The organism is Streptomyces sp. XH2, from assembly GCF_049725035.1.
In the GTDB taxonomy this organism is placed as follows: Bacteria; Actinomycetota; Actinomycetes; order Streptomycetales; family Streptomycetaceae; genus Streptomyces; species Streptomyces roseoverticillatus.
This window is the reverse complement of sequence record NZ_JBMMMZ010000002.1, coordinates 69,226-89,311: the sequence shown is the minus strand read 5'-3', so window position 1 is coordinate 89,311 and position 20,086 is coordinate 69,226. Positions and strand designations below refer to the sequence as shown.

At 74.7% G+C, this 20,086-nt stretch carries 16 protein-coding genes; 13 read left to right on the top strand and 3 right to left on the bottom strand.

Annotation, left to right across the window (positions count from 1 at the left end; translation table 11 throughout):
* The first annotated feature begins 67 nt into the window (after positions 1-67).
* Positions 68-1,138, top strand: a complete 1,071-nt coding sequence (locus ACOTKD_RS03975; protein WP_424887459.1) for a mechanosensitive ion channel family protein — start codon at positions 68-70, stop codon at positions 1,136-1,138.
* 33 nt (positions 1,139-1,171) lie between these two features.
* Here the strand turns inward: ACOTKD_RS03975 and ACOTKD_RS03970 are convergent, their stop codons facing one another.
* Both ACOTKD_RS03970 and ACOTKD_RS03965 read right to left on the bottom strand, forming a co-directional pair.
* Positions 1,172-2,392 carry an RNA-guided endonuclease InsQ/TnpB family protein gene (locus ACOTKD_RS03970; RefSeq protein ID WP_424887458.1) on the bottom strand — a complete coding sequence of 407 codons (1,221 nt, stop codon included), beginning with the start codon at positions 2,390-2,392 and terminating at the stop codon, positions 1,172-1,174.
* A 262-nt stretch (positions 2,393-2,654) separates the two neighbouring features.
* Entirely contained in the window at positions 2,655-3,155 is a 501-nt protein-coding gene (locus ACOTKD_RS03965; protein ID WP_424887457.1) for an FBP domain-containing protein, read from the bottom strand.
* A gap of 169 nt (positions 3,156-3,324) precedes the next feature.
* Between ACOTKD_RS03965 and ACOTKD_RS03960 the strand changes: the two genes are divergently transcribed.
* From ACOTKD_RS03960 to ACOTKD_RS03905, 12 genes are all read left to right on the top strand, one after another.
* Positions 3,325-4,467 carry an ROK family transcriptional regulator gene (locus ACOTKD_RS03960; RefSeq protein WP_424887456.1) on the top strand — a complete coding sequence of 381 codons (1,143 nt, stop codon included), beginning with the start codon at positions 3,325-3,327 and terminating at the stop codon, positions 4,465-4,467.
* 58 nt (positions 4,468-4,525) lie between these two features.
* Positions 4,526-5,764: a 6-phospho-beta-glucosidase gene (locus ACOTKD_RS03955; RefSeq protein ID WP_424887966.1), complete on the top strand. Its 1,239-nt coding sequence runs from the start codon at positions 4,526-4,528 to the stop codon at positions 5,762-5,764.
* Complete coding sequence (locus ACOTKD_RS03950) at positions 5,755-6,759, top strand: N-acetylglucosamine kinase (protein ID WP_424887455.1); 1,005 nt, start codon at positions 5,755-5,757, stop codon at positions 6,757-6,759. The genes ACOTKD_RS03955 and ACOTKD_RS03950 overlap by 10 nt, the downstream gene beginning before the upstream one ends.
* A 426-nt stretch (positions 6,760-7,185) precedes the next feature.
* On the top strand, positions 7,186-7,584 hold the full coding sequence (melC1, locus tag ACOTKD_RS03945; RefSeq protein ID WP_424887454.1) for an apotyrosinase chaperone MelC1: 399 nt from the start codon (positions 7,186-7,188) through the stop codon (positions 7,582-7,584).
* A gap of 61 nt (positions 7,585-7,645) precedes the next feature.
* Positions 7,646-8,467, top strand: a complete 822-nt coding sequence (melC2, locus tag ACOTKD_RS03940; protein WP_424887453.1) for a tyrosinase MelC2 — start codon at positions 7,646-7,648, stop codon at positions 8,465-8,467.
* A 234-nt stretch (positions 8,468-8,701) separates the two neighbouring features.
* Positions 8,702-10,090 (top strand): hypothetical protein, encoded by a 1,389-nt coding sequence (locus tag ACOTKD_RS03935; protein ID WP_424887452.1) that lies wholly within the window; start codon positions 8,702-8,704, stop codon positions 10,088-10,090.
* A 62-nt stretch (positions 10,091-10,152) separates the two neighbouring features.
* On the top strand, positions 10,153-11,139 hold the full coding sequence (locus tag ACOTKD_RS03930; RefSeq protein WP_424887965.1) for a glutamate ABC transporter substrate-binding protein: 987 nt from the start codon (positions 10,153-10,155) through the stop codon (positions 11,137-11,139).
* Between the two features lie 71 nt (positions 11,140-11,210).
* On the top strand, positions 11,211-12,545 hold the full coding sequence (locus tag ACOTKD_RS03925) for a hypothetical protein (RefSeq protein ID WP_424887451.1): 1,335 nt from the start codon (positions 11,211-11,213) through the stop codon (positions 12,543-12,545).
* Positions 12,542-15,094 (top strand): tetratricopeptide repeat protein, encoded by a 2,553-nt coding sequence (locus tag ACOTKD_RS03920; RefSeq protein ID WP_424887450.1) that lies wholly within the window; start codon positions 12,542-12,544, stop codon positions 15,092-15,094. The genes ACOTKD_RS03925 and ACOTKD_RS03920 overlap by 4 nt, the downstream gene beginning before the upstream one ends.
* A 3-nt stretch (positions 15,095-15,097) precedes the next feature.
* On the top strand, positions 15,098-16,408 hold the full coding sequence (locus ACOTKD_RS03915) for a protein phosphatase 2C domain-containing protein (protein WP_424887449.1): 1,311 nt from the start codon (positions 15,098-15,100) through the stop codon (positions 16,406-16,408).
* Between the two features lie 107 nt (positions 16,409-16,515).
* Positions 16,516-17,886, top strand: coding sequence for a vWA domain-containing protein (locus ACOTKD_RS03910; RefSeq protein ID WP_424887448.1), 1,371 nt, complete (start codon positions 16,516-16,518; stop codon positions 17,884-17,886).
* A 67-nt stretch (positions 17,887-17,953) separates the two neighbouring features.
* A complete protein-coding gene (locus tag ACOTKD_RS03905) occupies positions 17,954-19,084 on the top strand; it encodes an FHA domain-containing protein (protein ID WP_424887447.1) in 1,131 nt (376 codons plus the stop codon).
* Here ACOTKD_RS03905 and ACOTKD_RS03900 read toward each other — a convergent pair.
* Complete coding sequence (locus tag ACOTKD_RS03900) at positions 19,065-20,075, bottom strand: methyltransferase domain-containing protein (protein ID WP_424887446.1); 1,011 nt, start codon at positions 20,073-20,075, stop codon at positions 19,065-19,067. The genes ACOTKD_RS03905 and ACOTKD_RS03900 overlap by 20 nt on opposite strands.
* Positions 20,076-20,086 lie beyond the last annotated feature (11 nt).

The following is a 20,086-nucleotide window of genomic DNA, read 5'->3' as shown; positions in this document are numbered from 1 at the left end:
CGATAGTGTGGGGGGTCTTGCCCGCCCGCCTCCCGCGGGCCGGCATCACACACGGAGGGTTCCTGCAGTGTTCTGGTCCGCTGCCCTGGCCGCAGAAGAGACGCCTCGGCCTGTCTCTCTCGACGAGGCACAACGGACGGCGAACGACGCCGCCGGCTGGGTCGAGGAGAACTGGTCCGTCTGGCTCAGCAACAGCCTGCGCATCATCCTGATCCTGGTCATCGCGATCGTGATGCGCTCCTTGATCCGGCGTGCCATCACCAAGCTCATAGCGCGGATGAACCGCACGGCCTCGGCCGTGGACGGCACGGCCCTCGGGGGCCTGCTGGTCAACGCGGAGCGGCGCCGGCAGCGCTCGGAGGCCATCGGCTCCGTGCTGCGCAGCGTCACCTCGTTCCTGATCATGGGCACGGCGGCGCTCACCGTGCTGTCGGTCCTGCAGATCAATCTGGCCCCGCTGCTGGCGAGCGCGGGTGTGGCGGGCGTCGCGATCGGTTTCGGCGCCCGCAATCTGGTCACCGACTTCCTCTCCGGCGTCTTCATGATCTTGGAGGACCAGTACGGCGTAGGCGACTCGATCGACGCCGGGGTCGCCTCCGGCGAGGTGATCGAGGTGGGCCTGCGCGTGACCAAGCTGCGCGGCACGGACGGCGAGATCTGGTACGTGCGCAACGGCGAGGTCAAGCGCATCGGCAACCTGAGCCAGGGCTGGGCGACTGCGGGCGTCGACATCCAGGTCCGCGCCGACGAGGACCTGGACCGGGTGCGCGAGGTCCTCACCCGTACGGGCGAGGAGATGCACAAGGACGAGCCGTGGACGGAGCGGCTGTGGGAGCCCGTCGAGGTCCTGGGCCTGAACGCGGTCTACCTGGACTCGGTGGTCATCCGGGTGTCGGCCAAGACCATGCCGGGCAAGGCGCTGGGCGTCGAGCGGGAGCTGCGCTGGCGCATCAAGCAGGCGCTGGACGCGGAGGGGATCCGGATCGTGGGGCGCCCGCCGGAGGCGAACCTGGAGACGGAGTCCGGGCCCGATCCGATGGCGGCCGTGGCCGCCCCGTCCGTCCTGGCCAATCCCGCCTCGCCGCAGTCCAAGGCGACGACGCCGATCCCGCCGCCGGGGCAGCCGCTCGGGAATTGAATCCTCCCCTCCCGGATGGAGGGGATTTCTGGCTCAGGCCGCCTCCCGGAGCGGTGCTCCGGGAGGTCTTGCGCCATCAGCACCAGCCGGGGTGAGACCAGCCCGGATGAGCATGACGTGTGCGGGGTTCTTGTCCCGTGGGGACACGGTTCCGCACGAGGTGCAGGTGTAGGTGCGCTCACCCAGCGGCAGTGCGTGCTTGGCTCTCGCATCGCAGCGCGCGCAGTCCATCGTGGTGTACGCAGGGTGTACAAGGCGGATGTCCCGCCCGTGCTTGCGGCCCATCTCGATCAGAGCGGCTTTGGTGGCGCCGATGGCGGCGTCAGCGACTTTTCTGGCCATCGTTGTCTTGGCCAGGAACTTCGGACGGAAGTCCTCAACAGCGACGACGTCGTGGTCACGAACAGCCTTTTTGGCCCACTTGCGGGCGGTGTCCTCCCGCTGCCGGGCAACCTTCTTGCAGACCTTGGCGCGCAGGTGCTTGGCCTCGCGGTAGCCCTTCGATCCGGGCTGCCCCTTCTTCGGCTTGCGGCGGGCCACCATCCGGTCGTACCGGGTCAGCTTGGCAGCGGCCTTTTTGCCGTGCTCGGCGTGCGGGAGATCGTGCTTGTCTGACGTGGTGGTGGCGGTCTCCTTGACGCCCCAGTCCACGCCGATCGCACGCCCGGTACCGGGCAAAGGTTCGGACTGGGCGGGGACGACGAAGCTGGCGTACCAGTGGCCGAGGCTGTCGCGGTAGACGCGCACCGACGAAGGCTCGGCGGCCAGGTCCCGCGACCACACCACGGTCAGCACGATCCCGCCCGCCAGGTACAGACCGCCGTCCTTCAACCGGAACCCGCGCCGGGTGTAGTTCAGGGACGGCAGCTCCTCGCGCTTGGTCTTCCAGCGCGGCATCCCGGCCCGCTGCCGCATCGGCAGCCGCTCACGGATGTCCTTCTGCGCCTTGGCACGGGAGCGGCTGAAGTCCCGGATGATCTGCTGCTGAGGAACGCTGGAACCCTCGCGCAGCCAGGACATCGACCGGCGTGCCTCGGTCAGCATCTTGTCCAGTTGAGCCGGGCCGCACGTGGCCTTCTGGCCAGTGGCCTTGTTGCGTAGGTGCACGGCCTTGGACTTGGCGACACATTCGTTCCACACCCACCGGCACCGGCCCCACTCCGCCGCCAGGGCCGCGCCGGCGGTGGACGAGACACGAAGCCGGTACGTGTAGCGGGCATGCCCGCCCTCCGCAGCCGCCTTCACCTGTGCCATCCCCGCCCCCGGCGCTCCCCGGCCGGGAGCCATGGCAACTCCCAACCCTGCGAAGGGCCATACGCACGATCACCGCACACATGTACCCGAACCCATGACCACCACCCCAACCAGCGACCATACGCACGCGCGTTCGCATCACGCACGATTCCTCCCCGGCGCGAACGCCAGGGTCTCCTCGCAGGAAACAAGTGACGTCAAAGCCGGAGGGGCCCGACCGCATCGGTCGGGACCCTCCGGCTTTCCGCCGTTCCGCGGTGCGTCAGCCGCGCCGGACCTTCGCCAGGAAGTCGTCCAGGTTCCCGAGCATGCGGGCGATCCGCTCCTCCTCGCCGAGGGTTTCCTTGTAGCGCATCGACAGCTCCGGAACCCGCTTGCCCCGCACGTAGAGCGAGCACGCGAGGTCCGCGCACATGTAGGCGCCGACGGTGTTGCCCTCGCGGCCGGCGGCGCCGACGCGGCGGGCGGCCAGCAGGGAGACGCCCGAGCCCGGGTGGCTCGTCAGGCACAGCGAGCACATCGTGGTCTTCGCCATGCTCCGCGGCCCGCCCTGCGGCACCCGCAGGGTCACACCGGTCAGCCGCCCGTCGCGCTCGGCGACGACGTAGCCGCGGTCCGGCGCGCCCGGGTCCCGCCAGCCCAGGAAGTCGAGGTCCTCCCAGGGGACTTCGGAGAGGTTGCGCGGAAGCGCGATCCGGCGGGCCTCCCCCTTGGAGCAGTTGATGAAGGACGCGCGTATGTCACTGTCGGCGAGCGGTTGCATGGTCAGGGAAATTAACAGCGTTCGGGCGATTCGTCGCCCGATTTTCGGGCGGAGCCGTTGACGCCCGGCCCGGCGGGTGCCTACGCTCCGGTCATCGATAGGAAAGTTTCCTAACAGATTGGGGAGCGAGATGGCCGGGGCCCCCGGGACGCCGCGCGTGCTGCGAGCCATGAACGACCGCGCCGCCCTCGACCTCCTCATCGCCCACGGCCCGCTCACCCGCACCCGCCTCGGCGAGCTGACCGGCCTGTCCAAGCCCACCGCCTCCCAGCTGCTCACCCGCCTGGAGACCGCCGGCCTGGTGCGCCGCACCGGCAGCGTCACCGGGCGCCCCGGCCCCAGCGCCCAGCTGTACGAGATCGATCCCGGCATCGCCCACGTCGCCGCGCTGGCCGTCGACCCCGAGGGCATCACCGCGCAGGTCGCGGACATCGCCGGCACGGTCGCCGGCGAGCACCGCGTACGCCCGGAGGAGGGCCGCGGGACGGCGGAGCTCGTCGCGCGGGCCGTCGACGGCGCCCTCGCCGCGGCCGGGCTCGACCGGGCCGCCCTGCACCACACCGTCATCGGCACCCCCGGCGCCCTCGACCCGCGCACCGGCGTCCTGCGCTACGCCCCTCACTTGCCGGGCTGGCAGTCCCGCACCCTGCGCGGCGAGCTCACGGCGGCCCTGGGCACGCCCGTCGTCATCGAGAACGACGTCAACCTCGCCGCCGTCGCCGAGCAGCACGCCGGCGCGGCGCAGGGCTGCGGCGACTACGTCCTGGTGTGGGCGGACGAGGGCGTCGGCGCCGCGGTCGTGCTCGGCGGCCGGCTGCTGCGCGGCGCCACGGGCGGCGCCGGCGAGATCGGCTACATGCCGCTGCCGGGCGCGCCGCTCGCCCGCGGCGGGGACGACGCCACGGCCGGCCCCGACGGCGGCGGGGGCTTCCAGATGCTCGTGTCCTCCTCCGCCGTCGTCGCGCTGGCCCGTTCCCACGGCATCGACGCCCGTACGGCTCCCGAGGCGCTCGCCCGCGCGGCGGAGCTGCCGGGCGCCGGCGACGACGTGTTCGCCGAGCTGGGCCGGCGGCTGGCCGTCGGGCTCGCGGCCGTCGTCGCCGTGGTCGACCCCGCCCTGGTGGTGCTCTCCGGCGCGGTGTGCCGGGCGGGCGGCGAGCGGCTGCGCGCGATGGCCGAGGCCGAGCTCACCGGGCTGGCCCTGCCCCGGCCCGAGCTGCGGCTGAGCGCCGTGGAGGGCCGCCCGATCCTGACCGGCGCCCTGCGGACGGCGCTCGCGGCGGCCCGGGAGACCGCGTTCGACACGGCCTGAGCCCTCGTCGTCCCGGCCGGGGCGACCGACGAAGGAGTCACGGTTGAAGCTCGCAGTGGTGGGTGGCGGCTCCACGTACACCCCCGAACTCGCCGACGGCTTCGCGCGGCTGCGCGACGTGCTGCCGGTGACGGAACTCGTCCTGATCGACCCGGACGCGCGGCGGCTGGAACTCGTCGGCGGGCTCGCGCGGCGGATCCTCGCCCGGCAGGGCCACCCCGGCCGCGTCTCCTGGACCGCCGACCTGGACGCCGGCGTGGACGGCGCGGACGCCGTCCTGCTGCAGCTGCGCGTGGGCGGCCAGGCGGCCCGGCAGCAGGACGAGACGTGGCCGCTGGAGTGCGGCTGCGTCGGCCAGGAGACCACCGGCGCGGGCGGCCTCGCCAAGGCGCTGCGCACGGTCCCGGTGGTGCTGGACATCGCCGAGCGCGTGCGGCGGCGCAGCCCGGACGCCTGGATCGTGGACTTCACCAACCCGGTCGGCATCGTGACCCGGGCGCTGCTGGGCGCCGGGCACCGGGCCGTGGGGCTGTGCAACGTGGCGATCGGCTTCCAGCGGAAGTTCGCCCGGCTGCTCGGGGTGGCGCCGGGGGACGTGGCGCTGGAGCACGTCGGCCTCAACCACCTCACGTGGGAGCGGTCGGTGACCGTGGGCGGGCGGGACGTCCTGCCGGAGCTGATCGCCGGGCACGGGGACGCCATCGCCGCGGACCTGCGCATGCCGCGCTCGGTCGTGGACCGGCTGGGCGTCGTGCCCTCCTACTACCTGCGCTACTTCTACCGGCACGACGAGGTGGTCCGGGAGCTGCGGAGCGGGCCGTCGCGGGCGGCCGAAGTGGCCGCGATGGAGCGGGAGCTGCTGGCCCTGTACGCCGATCCCGCGCTCGACGAGAAGCCCGCGCTGCTGGCGAAGCGCGGCGGCGCCTTCTACTCGGAGGCGGCGGTGGCCCTGACCGCGTCGCTGCTGCGGGACACGGGGGACGTCCAGGTCGTCAACGCCCTCAACAACGGCACCCTGCCCTTCCTCCCGGACGACGCGGTGATCGAGGTGCCCGCGGCCGTGGACGCGCGGGGCGCCCGCCCGCTGCCCGTGCGCCCCCTGGAGCCGCTCTACGCGGGGCTGGTCGCGAGCGTCACGGCGTACGAGCACCTGGCGCTGGAGGCGGCGCTCAAGGGCGGCCGGGACCGCGTGTTCGCGGCGCTGCTCGCGCACCCGCTGGTCGGGCAGCTCGACCACGCCGACCGGCTGACCGACGCCCTCCTCGCGCACAACCGGGACCACCTCGCGTGGGCGTGACGCGCGCGGACGGCGCGCTGCTCGCCGTCGACGCGGGCAACAGCAAGACCGACGTGGCGCTGGTGGGGCCGGACGGCGCGGTGCTGGGGGCGGCGCGCGGCGGCGGGTTCCAGCCGCAGGGCGGGAACGTGCGGAGCGCGGTGGACGGCCTGGCGGAGCTGGTGGAACGGGCCGTCGCGGGAGCCGGCGACGGCGGGCCCGGCCCGCTCCCGTACGCGGCCCGCGTCCAGGCGTGCCTGGCCAACTGCGACCTGCCGGTGGAGGAGGAGCGGCTGACCGCGGAGATCACCGCCCGCGGCTGGGGGCGGGCGGTCGCCGTCGCCAACGACACCTTCGCGCTGCTGCGGGCGGGGCTGCCCGACGGGGGCGAGCCGGTGGGGGTCGCGGTGGTGTGCGGGGCGGGCATCAACTGCTCCGGGCTCGGCCCGGGCGGGCGGACGGCCCGCTTCCCGGCGCTCGGGCGGCTCTCCGGCGACCGGGGCGGCGGCACGGACCTGGCGGAGGAGGCGCTGTGGTGGGCGGCGCGGGCGGCCGACGGCCGCGGCGGGCCCACCGCGCTGGCAAACGCCCTGCCCGCGCGCTTCGGCCTGGACGGGATGCCCGCGCTGATCGAGGCGCTGCACCTGGGCGCGGTGGCGGCGGCGCGGCGGCACGAGCTCGTGCCGGTGCTGTTCGCGGTGGCCGCCGCGGGCGATCCGGTGGCCCGCGGCATCGTGGACCGGCAGGCGGAGGAGGTCGTCACCATGGCCGCGGTCGCGCTGGGGCGGCTGGACCTGCTGGGGGCGCGGGTGCCGGTGGTGCTGGGCGGCGGTGTGCTCGCGGCCCGGCACCCCCTGCTGCACGAGCGGGTGGTGGCCCTGCTGGCGCGGCGCGCGCCGGGGGCCGTGCCGGTGGTGGTGACGGCGCCGCCGGTGCTGGGCGCGGCGCTGCTGGCGCTGGACCGCGCGGGGGCCCCGGCGGCGGCGTACGCGCGGCTGCGCGCGCACTACGCGTAGGGGCGGGGAGCCGGGCCGCGCGGGTGCGGAGAACCGGACGAGCACGGCCGGAATCCGCCGTACCGCCGCATTCTTCACGTCACGTTCACATCGTGAGAGACGTCACCACACCTCACCCTCCACAGGAAGATCTTTCGGCGGACCCCCTCGCGGCCGTCAAGTTTCCTGACTCGGCGTCAACAACGTCACGAGTCGGAAATTCCTTCCTCAAGCACTTGTTGACCGTTCATTTACCTAATGTCCCAAAACCGGCCAACCGTTTTCCTCCCCCTTCCCGATCATGCGAGAGTCCGCCCCGCACGGATTGATCACGAAATACAACAAGCAACCGTCATCAAAAGGGATTTACGGCTGCATTCGTGACGACTTCCGCCACTGATCGTCCATTCCGCGCCTTGTCGGCGCGTTACCCGAGGGGGACCGACCATGTCGTCCAACGTCAGCCGACGCGTTGTGCTCAGAGGAACCGCCGCTGCCGCCGCCGGCGTGGCGCTGCTCGCCACCGGTGCCCGGGCGGCCGACCACACCGGCCACACCATGGACCACACCGGACACGGCGGCCACGGCACCGGGCCTGCGGCGTTCGACGAGGTCTACAAGGGCCGCCGCATCGTCGGCAAGCCGGCGACGAGCGGCCACGAGGCCCACCACGGCGGCTTCGCCGTCACGATCGACGGCAAGGAACTGCACGTCATGCAGAACGCCGACGGCTCCTGGATCAGCGTGGTCAACCACTACCAGGTCTTCGACGAGCCGCTCGCGCTCACCCGCGCCGCCGTCGACGCCCTCCGCGGCGCGACGCTCGTCCCGATCGCGATGAACTGACCGGCCACTGCCGCACGCACCCCACCGCCCCACACTTCTCACTCACGAGGACACGAACCCCATGGCAGTGCGCAAGAACCAGGCGAACCTGACCGCCACCGAGAAGCGCAACTTCGTCAACGCCGTGCTGGAGCTCAAGCGCACCGGCGTCTACGACGGCTTCGTCAGAACGCACAACGAGTTCATCATGAGCGACCGCGACGACAGCGACCGCGTCGGCCACCGCTCCCCCTCCTTCCTGCCCTGGCACCGCCGCTTCCTGATCCAGTTCGAGCAGGAGCTGCAGAAGGTCGACTCCTCGGTCACGCTCCCCTACTGGGACTGGACCGCCGACCGCACGGCCAACGCCTCGATCTTCGGCGCCGACTTCATGGGCGGCAACGGCCGCAGCCGTGACGCGCAGGTCACCACCGGCCCCTTCGCCTACTCCACGGGCAAGTGGAACATCAACGTCAGCGTGGACAACCGTCCCTTCCTGCAGCGCGAGATGGGCGCCGCGGGCACGCTGCCCACGCGCGCCCAGGTGGACGCCGTCCTCGCCATGCCGGTCTACGACACGGCCCCGTGGAACAGCGCCTCGGAGGGCAGCTTCCGCAACTACCTGGAGGGCTGGCGCGGCGCGGGCCGCGTCCACAACAACGTCCACGTGTGGATGGGCGGCCAGATGGCCACCGGCGTCTCCCCCAACGACCCGGTCTTCTGGCTGCACCACGCCCACATCGACAAGCTGTGGTCCGACTGGCAGCGCATGCACCCCTCCTCGGCCTACCTGCCGGCCGCCGGCACCGCGAACGTCGTCGACCTCAACGACACCATGCGTCCGTGGAACAACGTCACCCCGGCCCAGATGCTCGACCACAGCGCGTACTACACATACGCGTAAGGCACGGCACACCACACGCGCACGCGCGTCCGGCCCGGTGCGGGGAACCGCACCGGGCCGGCGGGCGTGATGGGGAGCGAGGGCCGCCACGGGCCCCGGTGAAGAGCGCGACCGCACACATGATCGGTCCGGCACCGGTGTGTTTGCCGGTTCTTGCGGCCATACTGCTGGCCGGGCACCTGTTCCCCGCGATCCGGGAGACGGGCCGCCCTCAGCGACCGAGGGGGAGGTCACGTGTCACAGCCGCAGCCGGCGGGGGGAAAGCCGGAGGCGCCCGGCCGCAGCGCCGTCCCGGCGTGGCGCGAGGCGCTCGACCGCGTGCGGGCCGCGGCCGTCACCGAGCCCGGCCGGCTGCGCGCCATCGGCGCCGTCCTGGCCCTGGTCCTCGTGGCGTTCGGGGCGGTCACCGCCTGGCAGGTCGCGTCCAGATCCGCGGCGGCCGACGCCGTCGTGGACACCAGCCAGCCGCTGAGCGCCGACGCGGCCGCCATCTACCGCTCGCTCGCGGACGCCGACACCACGGCCGCGAGCGGCTTCCTCGCCGGCGGCCAGGAGCCGCGCGCGGTCCGGCAGCGCTACGAGAAGGACATCGCGCTCGCCTCGCGGCTGCTCGTGAAGGCCGCGGCCGCCGGCGAGGCCTCGGGCGCGGCCCGCAGCCGGATCGCCGCCCTCAACGAAGGACTGCCGCGCTACACCGGCCTCGTGGAGGCCGCCCGCGCCAACAACCGCCAGGGCCTGCCGCTCGGCGGCGCCTACCTGCGCTACGCGGGCGACCGGATGCGCGAGGAGCTGCTGCCCGCCGCCCGCGGCCTGTACGAGGCCGAGACGGGCCGCCTCGGCTCGGACTACGACGACGCGGAGTCCTGGCCGTGGGCCGCCCTGGCCCTCGGCGTCGTCGCGCTCGGCACGCTGGCCTGGGCCCAGCGGCGCAACTACCTGCGCACCAACCGGGTCTTCAACCACGGCCTGCTGGCGGCCACCGCGGCCACCGCCGTCGTCCTGCTGTGGCTGGTCGCCGGCCACGCCGTGGCCCGCTCCGGCCTGGAGAGCTCCTACGCCCACGGCGCGCGGTCCCTGCAGGCGCTGACCGAGGCCCGGATCGGCTCGCTCCAGGCCCGCGGCGACGAGAACCTCACGATGGTCGCCCGCGGCGCCGTGCTCACGAAGGACGGCGACGACCAGTACGAGAGCAACTACCGCGCCGGCATGGGCCGGCTCATCGGCGGCGACCGGGGCCCGGCCCGCGAGGGCAGCCTGCTGGACCGCGCCCTCGCCCTCGCCGACGACGCCGAGGGCCGCGCGCCGGTCGACGCCGCGATCAAGGACGTCCGCACGTGGCAGCAGCGCCACGGCGAGGTGCGGGCGCTCGCCGACGACCGCGGCGACTACAAGGACGCCCTGCAGAAGGTGATCGGCGACAAGGACAGCACCGGCGCGTCCTTCGACCGCGTGGACACCGAACTGGAGCGCGCGCTGGGCTACGAGCAGGACGAGTTCCGGCAGGCGGCCGACGACGGGCGCGGCGCGTTCTCGGGCCTGGCCGCCGGAGCGTCCGTGCTGTCCGTCCTCGGCGCGGCGGGCGCCGTGGCCGGCGTCGGGCGCAGGCTGTCGGAGTACCGGTGAGGCCGGTGCTGCGGGAGGAGGGGGAGACCGTGGGAGAGACCCGTACGGCACGGCGGCTGCGCATGGGGTCCCGGCCCGCGGCCGTGGCCGCCGCCGCGTGCGCCCTCGCCGCGGTGGCCACGGCCGTGCTGCCCGCCGGCCAGGGGCCGGCCCGGGGCGGGCCGGGGCGTTCCTCGTCCGCCGCGCACGCCGCACCCGCACCCGCACCCGCACCCGGCCCGGAGGCCGCCGCCGCCCCCGCGCAGTGCACCGACCCCGAGGCGAGCCTGCGGCCCGCGGGCGGCACCGACGGCCCCGCCGTGCAGCGCATCAAGGCCCGCGGCCGGCTCATCGCGGGCGTCGACCAGAACAGCTACCGCTGGGGCTACCGCAACCCCGCCGACGGCGAGCTGAGCGGCTTCGACATCGACCTCGTGCGGGCGGTCGCCAAGGACATCCTCGGCGACCCGGAGAAGGTCACCTTTCTCGCGATCCCCACGAGCCGGCGCATACCCGCCCTGCAAACGGGCAAGGTGGACATCGTCGCCCGCACGATGACCATCACCTGCGACCGGATCAGGCAAGTGGCGTTCTCCACCGCCTACTTCGAGTCCGGGCAGCAGGTCATGGTCCCCAAGGGGTCACCGGTGACGGCGTTCGACGACTCGCTGAAGGGGAAGAAGGTCTGTACGGCGGAGGGGTCCACGGCCGAGCTCAAGGTCCGGGAGGAACCGCACGGTTCGTCCCTGCTGACCGTCCCCAACCATCTGGACTGCCTGGTGCGGCTCCAGCTCGGCGAGGTCGACGCGGTGGTCAACGACAGGGCGCTGGCGGCCGGCCAGGCGGCCCAGGACCCGTCCGTGCAGCTCGTCGGAAAGCCGTTCACCACCGAACCGTACGGCGTGGCGATGAACCTCGCGGACACGGACCTGGTACGCCGGGTCAACAAGGTGCTGGAGGACTACCGCGGCGGCGGCGCCGCAAGCCTCTGGATGAAGGCGTACGAGCGGTGGCTCGCCAGCGACCTGAAGGGGATCACCGGCCCGCCGATGCCCAAGTACCGGGACTGACGGCGGGACGGGGAGCACAGCCGTAACGGACCGGCCCGCGGCGCGGGCGGCGGACAGGAGAGAGGGGATCGATGGCGGTCGCGGAGCCCACCGGGCCGGCCCTGACCCGCGAGGAGGCGGACCGCGCGCTGGCCAGGCTCGGCGCGGAGCACGAGGCCGTGGAGTCCTCGCTGCTCGCCCTCCAGGACCACGCGGGGCGGCGCCTGCTGGAGGGGGCGGAGCTCACCGGCGAGACCAGGAGCCGCTGGGCGGCCGCCGAGGCCCTCATCGGGCAGCTGTGGGCGTACTTCGACGCCTACACGGCCGCCCTGACCACCGCCCGCGAGCTGCGCGCCCGCCGCCGCTGGCCCACCCAGGGCGAGCTGTCCGAGCTCACCGAACTGCTGCGCGGCTCCGGCATCACCCTGGCCGCCCACGGCACGGCCGCGTCCGGCGCCGCGGGCCTGACGGCGGGGGTGCCGGGGCTGACCGCCCGGCTCAGCGAGCGGCTGAGCCTGCAGGAGCTGCTGGACCGGATGAACGGCTGGTACGCCCAGGCCCTCGACGTCGTCGTCATCGCCGACGCCGTCTGGTCCGCGCTGCCCGCCCGCATCGACCTGCTCGCCGCCGAGCTGCGGCGCACCCGCTCCCTCGCCCACTCGGTGGGCGTGCGGCCCGGCGAGCACCCCTCCGGCGACGACCTGGAGCAGATCACGCGGGAACTGACCGCGCTGCGCGCCGAGGTGATAGGGGATCCCCTGGCCTTCTGGGCCGGCGCCTCGCCCAGCTCTGCGCCGGGCGGCGGCCGCCCCGACACCACGCGCTACGACCGGGCCGCGCGGGCCCTGGAGGACGTGCGCCGGGAGGTCGAGGCCGTCCTCGACGTCCGGCAGGACGCCGAGCAGCGGCTGATGCGCGTGCGCGACGTCCTCTCGCGCGCGGACCGCACGCTGAACGAGGCCCGTCAGGCGCGCGCCGAGGTCCTGTCGAAGATCGCCGCCTCCGTGGTGCCGGCCGTGTCGGGCCCGCCCACGGCCCTCTACGAGCAGCTGACGGCCGCCGCCGACCACCGCAGGCACGCGCGCTGGCACCGGCTGTCGCCGCTCCTGGAGGGGCTGGAGCAGCGCGCGGAGGAGGAGCTGCTGCGCGCCCGCGAGTCGCTGACGGCGGTGACGGCCCCGCTGGCGGTCCGGGCGGAGCTGCGCGGCCGCCTGGACGCGTACAAGGCGAAGACCGCCCGGCACGGGCTCGCGGAGGACTCGCTGCTCGTCGAGCGCTACGACGCGGCGCGGCGCATGCTGTGGAGTGCGCCGTGCGATCTGGTCGCCGCCGAAGGGGCGGTGCTGCGCTATCAGCAGGCGCTGGCCGAGGCGCTGGCGGCGACGGGTGCCGGGGAGCGGGCCACGGGCCGGAGGGGGGAGTCGTGAGCGGGGCGTGTCAGCGGCCGGGGTGTGCCGGTTCGTACGAGGACGTCGGCGGCGGCGAGCTGTACTGCGACACGTGCGGGCTGGCGCCTGTCGTGTCGCCGAACGGGTCGGTGGGCTCGCCGGCCACAGGGGTCACGGGAGGCGCGGCGAGCGCGTCCTCGAAGGACAGCGGCAGCGGGGGATCGGGCTCGCGGGGCTCGTCGTCGCGCTCCGGGTCGGCGCGCTCGGCGTCGTCGCGCCGCTCGGTCTCGGGGCGGCTGTCGCGCTCCCGGCCGGGCTCCGAGGGCTCGTCTCCCTCGTCGTCGCGGGCGGTGTCGGTGCGCAGCTCCGGCTCGGTGCCCGCGGGATCGGGCCGCGGCAAGCTGGGGGCCGGGCTGGTCAAGGTTCCGGAGGTGCCGCGTCCGGATCCGCGGACGGCCGTGCTGGAGAACCCGGAGGTCCCCGAGCGGAAGCGCTTCTGCAGCCGCGGCGACTGCGGGGCGCCGGTGGGGCGGGCGCGCGGCGACCGGCCCGGCCGCACGGAGGGCTTCTGCACGAAGTGCGGCCACCCGTACTCCTTCGTGCCCAAGCTGCGCGCGGGCGACGTGGTGCACGGGCAGTACGAGGTGGCGGGCTGCCTCGCGCACGGCGGGCTCGGCTGGATCTACCTGGCCATCGACCGAGCCGTGTCCGACCGCTGGGTGGTGCTCAAGGGCCTGCTGGACACCGGCGACGAGGACGCCCTGGCGGTGGCGGTCTCCGAGCGGCGCTTCCTCGCCGAGATCGAGCACGCCAACATCGTCCGCATCTACAACTTCGTCGAGCACCTCGACCAGCGCACCGGCAGCCTCGACGGCTACATCGTCATGGAGTACGTCGGCGGCAGGTCGCTGAAGGAGATCGCCAACGCGCGGCGGACGCCGGACGGCCGGCGCGATCCGCTGCCGGTCGCGCAGGCCTGCGCGTACGGCATCGAGGCGCTGGAGGCGCTCGGCCACCTGCACAGCCGCAACCTGCTGTACTGCGACTTCAAGGTGGACAACGCCATCCAGCAGCAGGACCAGCTCAAGCTGATCGACATGGGCGCGGTCCGGCGGATGGACGACCAGGACAGCGCGATCTACGGCACGGTGGGCTACCAGGCCCCCGAGGTCGCGGAGGTGGGCCCGTCGGTCGCCTCCGACCTGTACACGGTCGCCCGTACGCTCGCCGTGCTCACCTTCGACTTCCAGGGCTACACGAACGTCTTCGCGGACCGCCTGCCCGACCCGGACCACATCGAGGTGTTCGCCCGCTACGAGTCCTTCTACCGGCTGCTCGTGCGCGCCACGGACCCGGATGCGGCGCGGCGGTTCGCGTCCGCCGCGGAGATGGCCGACCAGCTGACGGGGGTGCTGCGGGAGGTCGTCGCGCTGGAGACGGGCCGGCCGCGGCCGGCGCTGTCCACGCTGTTCGGGCCGGAGCTGCGGGTGGTGGACACCCGGCTGTTCGCGGAGGCCGACGGGGAGGAGGTGTCGGCGCTGGGCGGGCGGGTGCCGGCGGGCCGCAGAGCAGTGCCGTCCGGGGCGGCGGCCCGGCCGGCCCTCGGGGGCGCGCCCCCCTCTCCTGCTCCGTCTCCCCCCACCGCCCCCGTCGCCGCGCTGGACACCCGCGCCGCCGCGCTCGCCCTGCCCGTGCCGCTCGTCGACCCCGGCGACCCCAACGCGGGCTTCCTCGCGGGCCTGATCGCCTCGCAGCCCGCCGAGCTGTACGCCGCGCTGCGGACCGCGCCGGCCGAGTCGCCGGAGCTGCGGCTGCGGCGGATCCGCGCCCAGCTGGAACTGGGCGAGGAGGCGCAGGCGTCCCACGCTCTGGAGAGCCTGGAAGCCGCCCATCCGGGCGACTGGCGGATCGTCTGGTACCGCGGGCTCCACGCACTGGTCCGCGGCGACAAGGAGACGGCGGCGCTGTCCTTCGATGCGGTCTACGACGCCTTCCCGGGCGAACCCGCCCCGAAGCTGGCGCTCGGCGTGTGCGCGGAGGTCCTCGGGCAGCTGGACAACGCCGCCGAGTACTACCGGCTGGTGTGGGCGACCGACCCGAGCTACGTCAGCGCCGCCTTCGGGCTGGCGCGGGTGCGGCTCGCCGGCGGGGACCGCCCGGGCGCGGTGCGCGCCCTGGAGTCCGTGCCGGAGGCGTCCATCCACTACACCGCGGCGCGCGTCGCCGCGGTGCGGGCCCGGCTGCGGCGGCGCTCGCCGCAGGAGCCGCTGCTGGACGACCTGGTGGCCGCCGCGGGCCAGGTCGAGCGGCTCGCGGACTTCGGGCTGGACGCCGTGCGCCGCGAGCGGCTCTCCGCGGAGGTGCTGGGCAGCGCCCTGGACTGGGTGCTGTCGGGCTCCCCCGGCGCGGGCGGCGGCCCGCGGGCGGCCCGCCCGGGCGCCCTGCTGGGCCGCGGGCTGGACGAGCGCGAGCTGCGCTTCGGGCTGGAGCGCTCGTACCGCGTGCTCGCGCGGCTGGCCCAGCGCGGCGAGGAACGGATCGAACTGGTGGAGCGGGCCAACCGCTTCCGCCCCAGGACATGGGTGTGATCGATGTCGCAAGTGCCGCGCCCCTCACAGCTGACGGCGTGCCCCGCCTGCCGCGAGCCGCTGGACCCGGCCGACAACTTCTGCGGCGGCTGCGGCGCCGACCTGTCGGCGGTGCCGCCGCCGGCCCTCCTCGACGAGGGCCCGGCCGACTACCGGCTCGCGCTGCCCGACCCCGGCGCCCGTACGGCCGTGCGGGCTCCCCTCGCGCCTCCCGCGCCCCCGGGCGACGGCCCGCACCGGCCCGCCTGGCCGCCGGGCGCCGACGCGTCGGCCGGGCCCGCCGCGCCCGACCCGCGCACCGGCGCTGTGCTGGGGGTCCCTCCGCAGGCCGGCCACGCGGCCCCCGGGGCGCCGCCCGGGCCGGGCACGGTCCGCCCGGGCGCGGGCAGGACCGGGCGGAGCTGCGGGTCGTGCCGATCCGGCATGATCGACAAGGACGGGTACTGCGAACACTGCGGGCATGCACAGCCGCGCGAACGGGATCACATGGAGCACGAGTTGCCAGGCGTCGCGGCGGTCAGCGACCGCGGACTGCGCCACCACCGGAACGAGGACGCGTACGCCGTGTCCGCCATCGCCCTCGCCGACGGGGCCCCGGCCACCGTCGCCGTCGTCAGTGACGGCGTGTCGTCCGCGACCCGCCCCGACGAGGCGTCGGCGGCGGCCTGCGCGGCCGCGCGGGAGCTGCTGGTCACGGCCCTGCCGCGGGGCGAGGACCCGCGGGAGGCCACCCACGACGCGATCATGCGGGCGGCCGAGGCCGTCAACGCGCTGGCCGCGCCCGCGCGCGGCCCGCTGCAGCACGACCCGCACCGCCACGAGAACGCCCCCGCCTGCACGATCGTGACGGCCGTCGTCACGGGCGAGCTGCTCACCGTCGGCTGGGTCGGCGACAGCCGCGCCTACTGGGTGCCGGAGGACCGTTCCACCCAGCCCGCCCGGCTCACCGAGGACGACTCCTGGGCCGCCCAGATGGTGGCGGCGGGCCTGCTGTCGGAGGCCGAGGCGTACGCGGACGAGCGGGCCCACGCCATCACCGGCTGGCTGGGCGCGGACGCCTACGAGGTCGAGCCGCACACCGCGTCCTTCCACCCCGACCGCAAGGGCGTGGTCATCGTCTGCACGGACGGGCTGTGGAACTACGCCGAGTCCGCCGAGCTGATGGCCGAGGTCACCCCGCCCGACGCCCGGACCCGGCCGCTGGAGTGCGCCCGGCAACTGCTGGCCCACGCCCTGGACGGAGGGGGCCACGACAACGTAACAGTGGCCGTACTGCCGTTCCCCCTGGCTCCCGAGGGGGCAGGATCGGCCTGAGGCCGGGGCGGTCGCAGGGGGGATGCAACGCCGGTGCCCGCGTGGCACCGCGCGCCGGCCCGCCCCCTCGTGCCCCGGCACGGACGGAGTACCGAGGAGCGGATCAGATGGCCAATTTCTCCAAGAGCGGCGCACACCGGTTCACGGTCGACGTGTACCAGAACGCCCATCTGCCCGAGGGCGGACGCGAGGTCGACGCGATCGTCACCGTCACCGCCACGGGCGGAGGGACCACCGCGACGATGCCCCTCGTGTCCGCCGTGCCCCACCCGTCCCCGGCGTCGTACGGCCTGCAGCCCGCGGGGCCGGACGCGGCCGTGGTCGTCATGGTCGACTGCTCGGGCTCGATGGACTACCCGCCGACCAAGATGCGCAACGCCCGCGCCGCCACGGCCGCCGCCATCGACACCCTGCGCGACGGCGTGGCCTTCGCCGTGGTGGCCGGCACCCACCAGGCGAAGGAGGCCTACCCCGGCGGCGGACGGCTCGCACCGGCCGACGCCACCACCCGGCAGCAGGCCAAGGAGGCCCTGCGCAAGCTGACTCCGGGCGGCGGCACGGCGATCGGCACCTGGCTGCGCCTGGCCGGCCGGCTCCTGGAGACGTCCGAGGCGCCGATACGGCACGGCATCCTGCTCACCGACGGCCGCAACGAGCACGAGGAGCCCGACGCGCTGCGCGCCTCCCTGAAGCACTGCGCGGGCCGCTTCACCTGCGACGCCCGCGGCGTGGGCACCGACTGGGAGGTCAAGGAGGTCACCGCGATCGCCTCGGCGCTGCTGGGCACCGCCGACATCGTCGCCGACCCGGCCGGGCTGGCCGCCGACTTCACGCGGATGATGGAGACCGCGATGGGCAAGGAGGTCGCGGACGTCGCCCTGCGCCTGTGGACGCCGCAGGGCGCCGAGGTGAAGTTCCTCAAGCAGGTGGCGCCCGCGCTGGAGACGCTCACCGAGCGGCGCGTCGACGCGGGCCCGCGCATCGGCGACTACCCGACCGGCTCGTGGGGCGACGAGTCGCGCGACTACCACCTGTGCGTCCGGGTGCCGGCCGCCGCGGTGGGCGAGGAGATGCTCGCCGCCCGGGTCTCGCTGGTGCTGCCCACGCCTGACGGGTCCTCACCGCGCGTGCTCGCCCAGGGCCTGGTGCGGGCGATCTGGACGGACGACCTGTCCGCGTCGACCTCCATCAACGCGCAGGTCGCCCACTACACCGGCCAGGCCGAGCTCGCCCGGTACATCCAGGAGGGCCTGGACCTGCGCCGCTCCGGCGACCTGGACGGCGCCACGGCCAAGCTCGGCCGCGCCGTCCAGCTGGCGAACCGCTCCGGCAACGAGGACACGGCCAAACTCCTCGCCAAGGTGGTGGACGTGGTGGACGCCGCGACGGGTACTGTGCGGCTGAAGGCGAAGGTCACCGCGGAGGCGCAGATGACCCTCGAAACGCGCTCGACGAAAACCGTACGGGTGAAGAAGTAGCGCCGGGCCCGGGCAACGCGGACCGGCGACAACCGCAACGAACGGCACACGAGGGGGATCAACCGACATGCCGACCTGCCCGAACGGCCACCAGTCGACGGCCGAGGACTGGTGCGAGGTGTGCGGCCACCGCATGTCGGGGGCGCCCGACCGGCCCGTCCCCTCCGGGGCCACGGGAGCCGGCGGGGCCGTCCCGCCGCCGCCCCCCGCCCCGCCCACGGGCGCGCCCCTGCCGCCCCCGAGCGGCCCGCAGGGCGCCCCCGGCTACGGCTACGGGCCGCACACCGGGAGCGCGCGTCCCGAGCACACGGGGGACACGACCGTGCAGGCGGAGCTGTGCCCGCACTGCCGTACGCCCCGCGAGGCGCAGGCGCCCTTCTGCGAGGAGTGCCGCTACAACTTCCTGACGCGGACGGGCGCCACAGGCTTCGGGCCGCCCCCGCCGCCGACCCCGCAGGGACTGCAGTCGGCGCCGCCGCCCCCGCCGCAGCACACCCAGCCGCCGCAGTCGTACGAGTACTACGGCTCGCGCCCGTCGCGCATCAACCGCCCTGCCGAGCCGCTCACTCCGGAGACGCACCCGGCCTCGCCCTACGCGGACCCGGCGTACGGCGAGTCCCCCTACGCGGACTCCCCGTACAGCGATTCGCCGGCCTACGCCGACGGCCCCGACGGCGACTGGATGCTGCCACCGCCGACCACGCCCCCGGCGCAGCCCGCGCCCCCGTACGGCTACGAGCACGGGGCGACGGGCGGCGTGCCGGGCCAGCAGGGCGCGCAGCAGCAGGCGCCGGCCGCGTGGACGGCCGTCGTGGCGCCCGACCGCGAGTACTTCACGGCGATGATGAACCGCAGCGGCCCCGAGGCCGCCGCGCTCAACCTGCCCGCGTACTCCCCCGAGCTGCAGCTGCAGCTGAGCGGGCCGCAGGTCACGGTCGGCCGGAAGCGGCACAGCACGGGTGAGTCCCCCGACATCGACCTGTCGCGCCCGCCGGAGGACCCGGGCGTCTCGCACCAGCACGCGATGTTCGTGCAGCAGCCGGACGGCACGTGGGCGGTCGTCGACCAGGACTCCACCAACGGCACGACGATCAACGGCTCGGAGACGCCGATCCAGCCCTACGTGCCGGTGCCGCTGCAGGACGGCGACCGGGTGCACGTGGGGGCGTGGACGACGATCACGCTGCGCCGGGGCTGACGCCGGCCCCGCGCGGGCCCGCGGCGCCCAGCGGCCACCGGTACAGCCCGTCCGGGTGGTCCAGCCAGGCCCACTGGGCGTCGCCCGCGACGGAGACGCCGTAGCGCTCGCGGCCCGGGCGGCCCGTGCCGCGCCACAGCCGGTGGGCGTCGCCCGGGTCCAGCACGCCCGCGGTCAGCGCCAGCAGGAAGCGGAAGCGGTCGCTCTGCAGCAGCCGGAAGGGCAGGCCCCGTACGCGCGGCACGGGCGCGGGGGCGGCGCCGCGCAGCGGGACGAAGTAGGCAGGGGTGCGCAGGAAGCGGCCCTCGGCGTGGGTGGCGCTCCTGACCCGCAGGGCGATCAGGCCGGTGGCGAGCGGGGCGAGGACCAGCCCGTCGGGGCGGGTCTGGGCGAGCCAGGCAGGGGGCACCCGGCTGATCGCGCAGGTGGCGAGGATCCGGTCGAAGGGGGCGCGCCACGGGCAGCCGAACGCGCCGTCGCCCGTGACGACCTCCGGGTGGAAGCCGGCCTCGGCGAGGTGGGCGCGGGCGGGCCCGGTGATCTCCGGGGCGAGGTCGACGGTGGTGACCTTGTCGTCGCCGAGGCGGTGGGAGAGCAGGGCCGCGTTGTAGCCGGTGCCCGTGCCGATCTCCAGCACGGTGTGGCCGTCCTGGACGTTCAGGGCGGCGAGCATCTTCGCCATCAGGGAGGGCTGGCTGCTGGAGGAGATCAGCTCCCCGTCCCGGAGGTGCGTGGCGAGCGGCTCGTCCGCGTAGGCGCCGACCAGCCAGCTCTCGTGGCGCAGGGGGTCGGGGTCGTCGCCGGAGAAGCGCTGGTAGCCGCCGACGACTCCGACGTGGTAGGCGGGGACGAACAGCTCCCGGGGCACGTCGGCGAAGGCGCGCCGCCACCGGGGGTCGGTGAGCTCACCGGCCGCCCGCAGCCCCTCGACGAGCTCGGCCCGCAGCGCGGAGGAGAGCTCGGCATCCCGCTTCAGGTGCGTATCGCCCATGAGTCCACTGT

Coding starts and splice junctions, on each gene's coding strand:
- ACOTKD_RS03965 (WP_424887457.1), bottom strand. CDS start 3,155: ATGCAACCGCTCGCCGACAGTGACATACGCGCGTCCTTCATCAACTGC.
- ACOTKD_RS03900 (WP_424887446.1), bottom strand. CDS start 20,075: ATGGGCGATACGCACCTGAAGCGGGATGCCGAGCTCTCCTCCGCGCTG.
- ACOTKD_RS03970 (WP_424887458.1), bottom strand. CDS start 2,392: ATGGCACAGGTGAAGGCGGCTGCGGAGGGCGGGCATGCCCGCTACACG.
- ACOTKD_RS03915 (WP_424887449.1), top strand. CDS start 15,098: ATGTCGCAAGTGCCGCGCCCCTCACAGCTGACGGCGTGCCCCGCCTGC.
- melC2 (WP_424887453.1), top strand. CDS start 7,646: ATGGCAGTGCGCAAGAACCAGGCGAACCTGACCGCCACCGAGAAGCGC.
- ACOTKD_RS03930 (WP_424887965.1), top strand. CDS start 10,153: ATGGGGTCCCGGCCCGCGGCCGTGGCCGCCGCCGCGTGCGCCCTCGCC.
- ACOTKD_RS03910 (WP_424887448.1), top strand. CDS start 16,516: ATGGCCAATTTCTCCAAGAGCGGCGCACACCGGTTCACGGTCGACGTG.
- ACOTKD_RS03905 (WP_424887447.1), top strand. CDS start 17,954: ATGCCGACCTGCCCGAACGGCCACCAGTCGACGGCCGAGGACTGGTGC.
- ACOTKD_RS03960 (WP_424887456.1), top strand. CDS start 3,325: ATGAACGACCGCGCCGCCCTCGACCTCCTCATCGCCCACGGCCCGCTC.
- melC1 (WP_424887454.1), top strand. CDS start 7,186: ATGTCGTCCAACGTCAGCCGACGCGTTGTGCTCAGAGGAACCGCCGCT.
- ACOTKD_RS03925 (WP_424887451.1), top strand. CDS start 11,211: ATGGCGGTCGCGGAGCCCACCGGGCCGGCCCTGACCCGCGAGGAGGCG.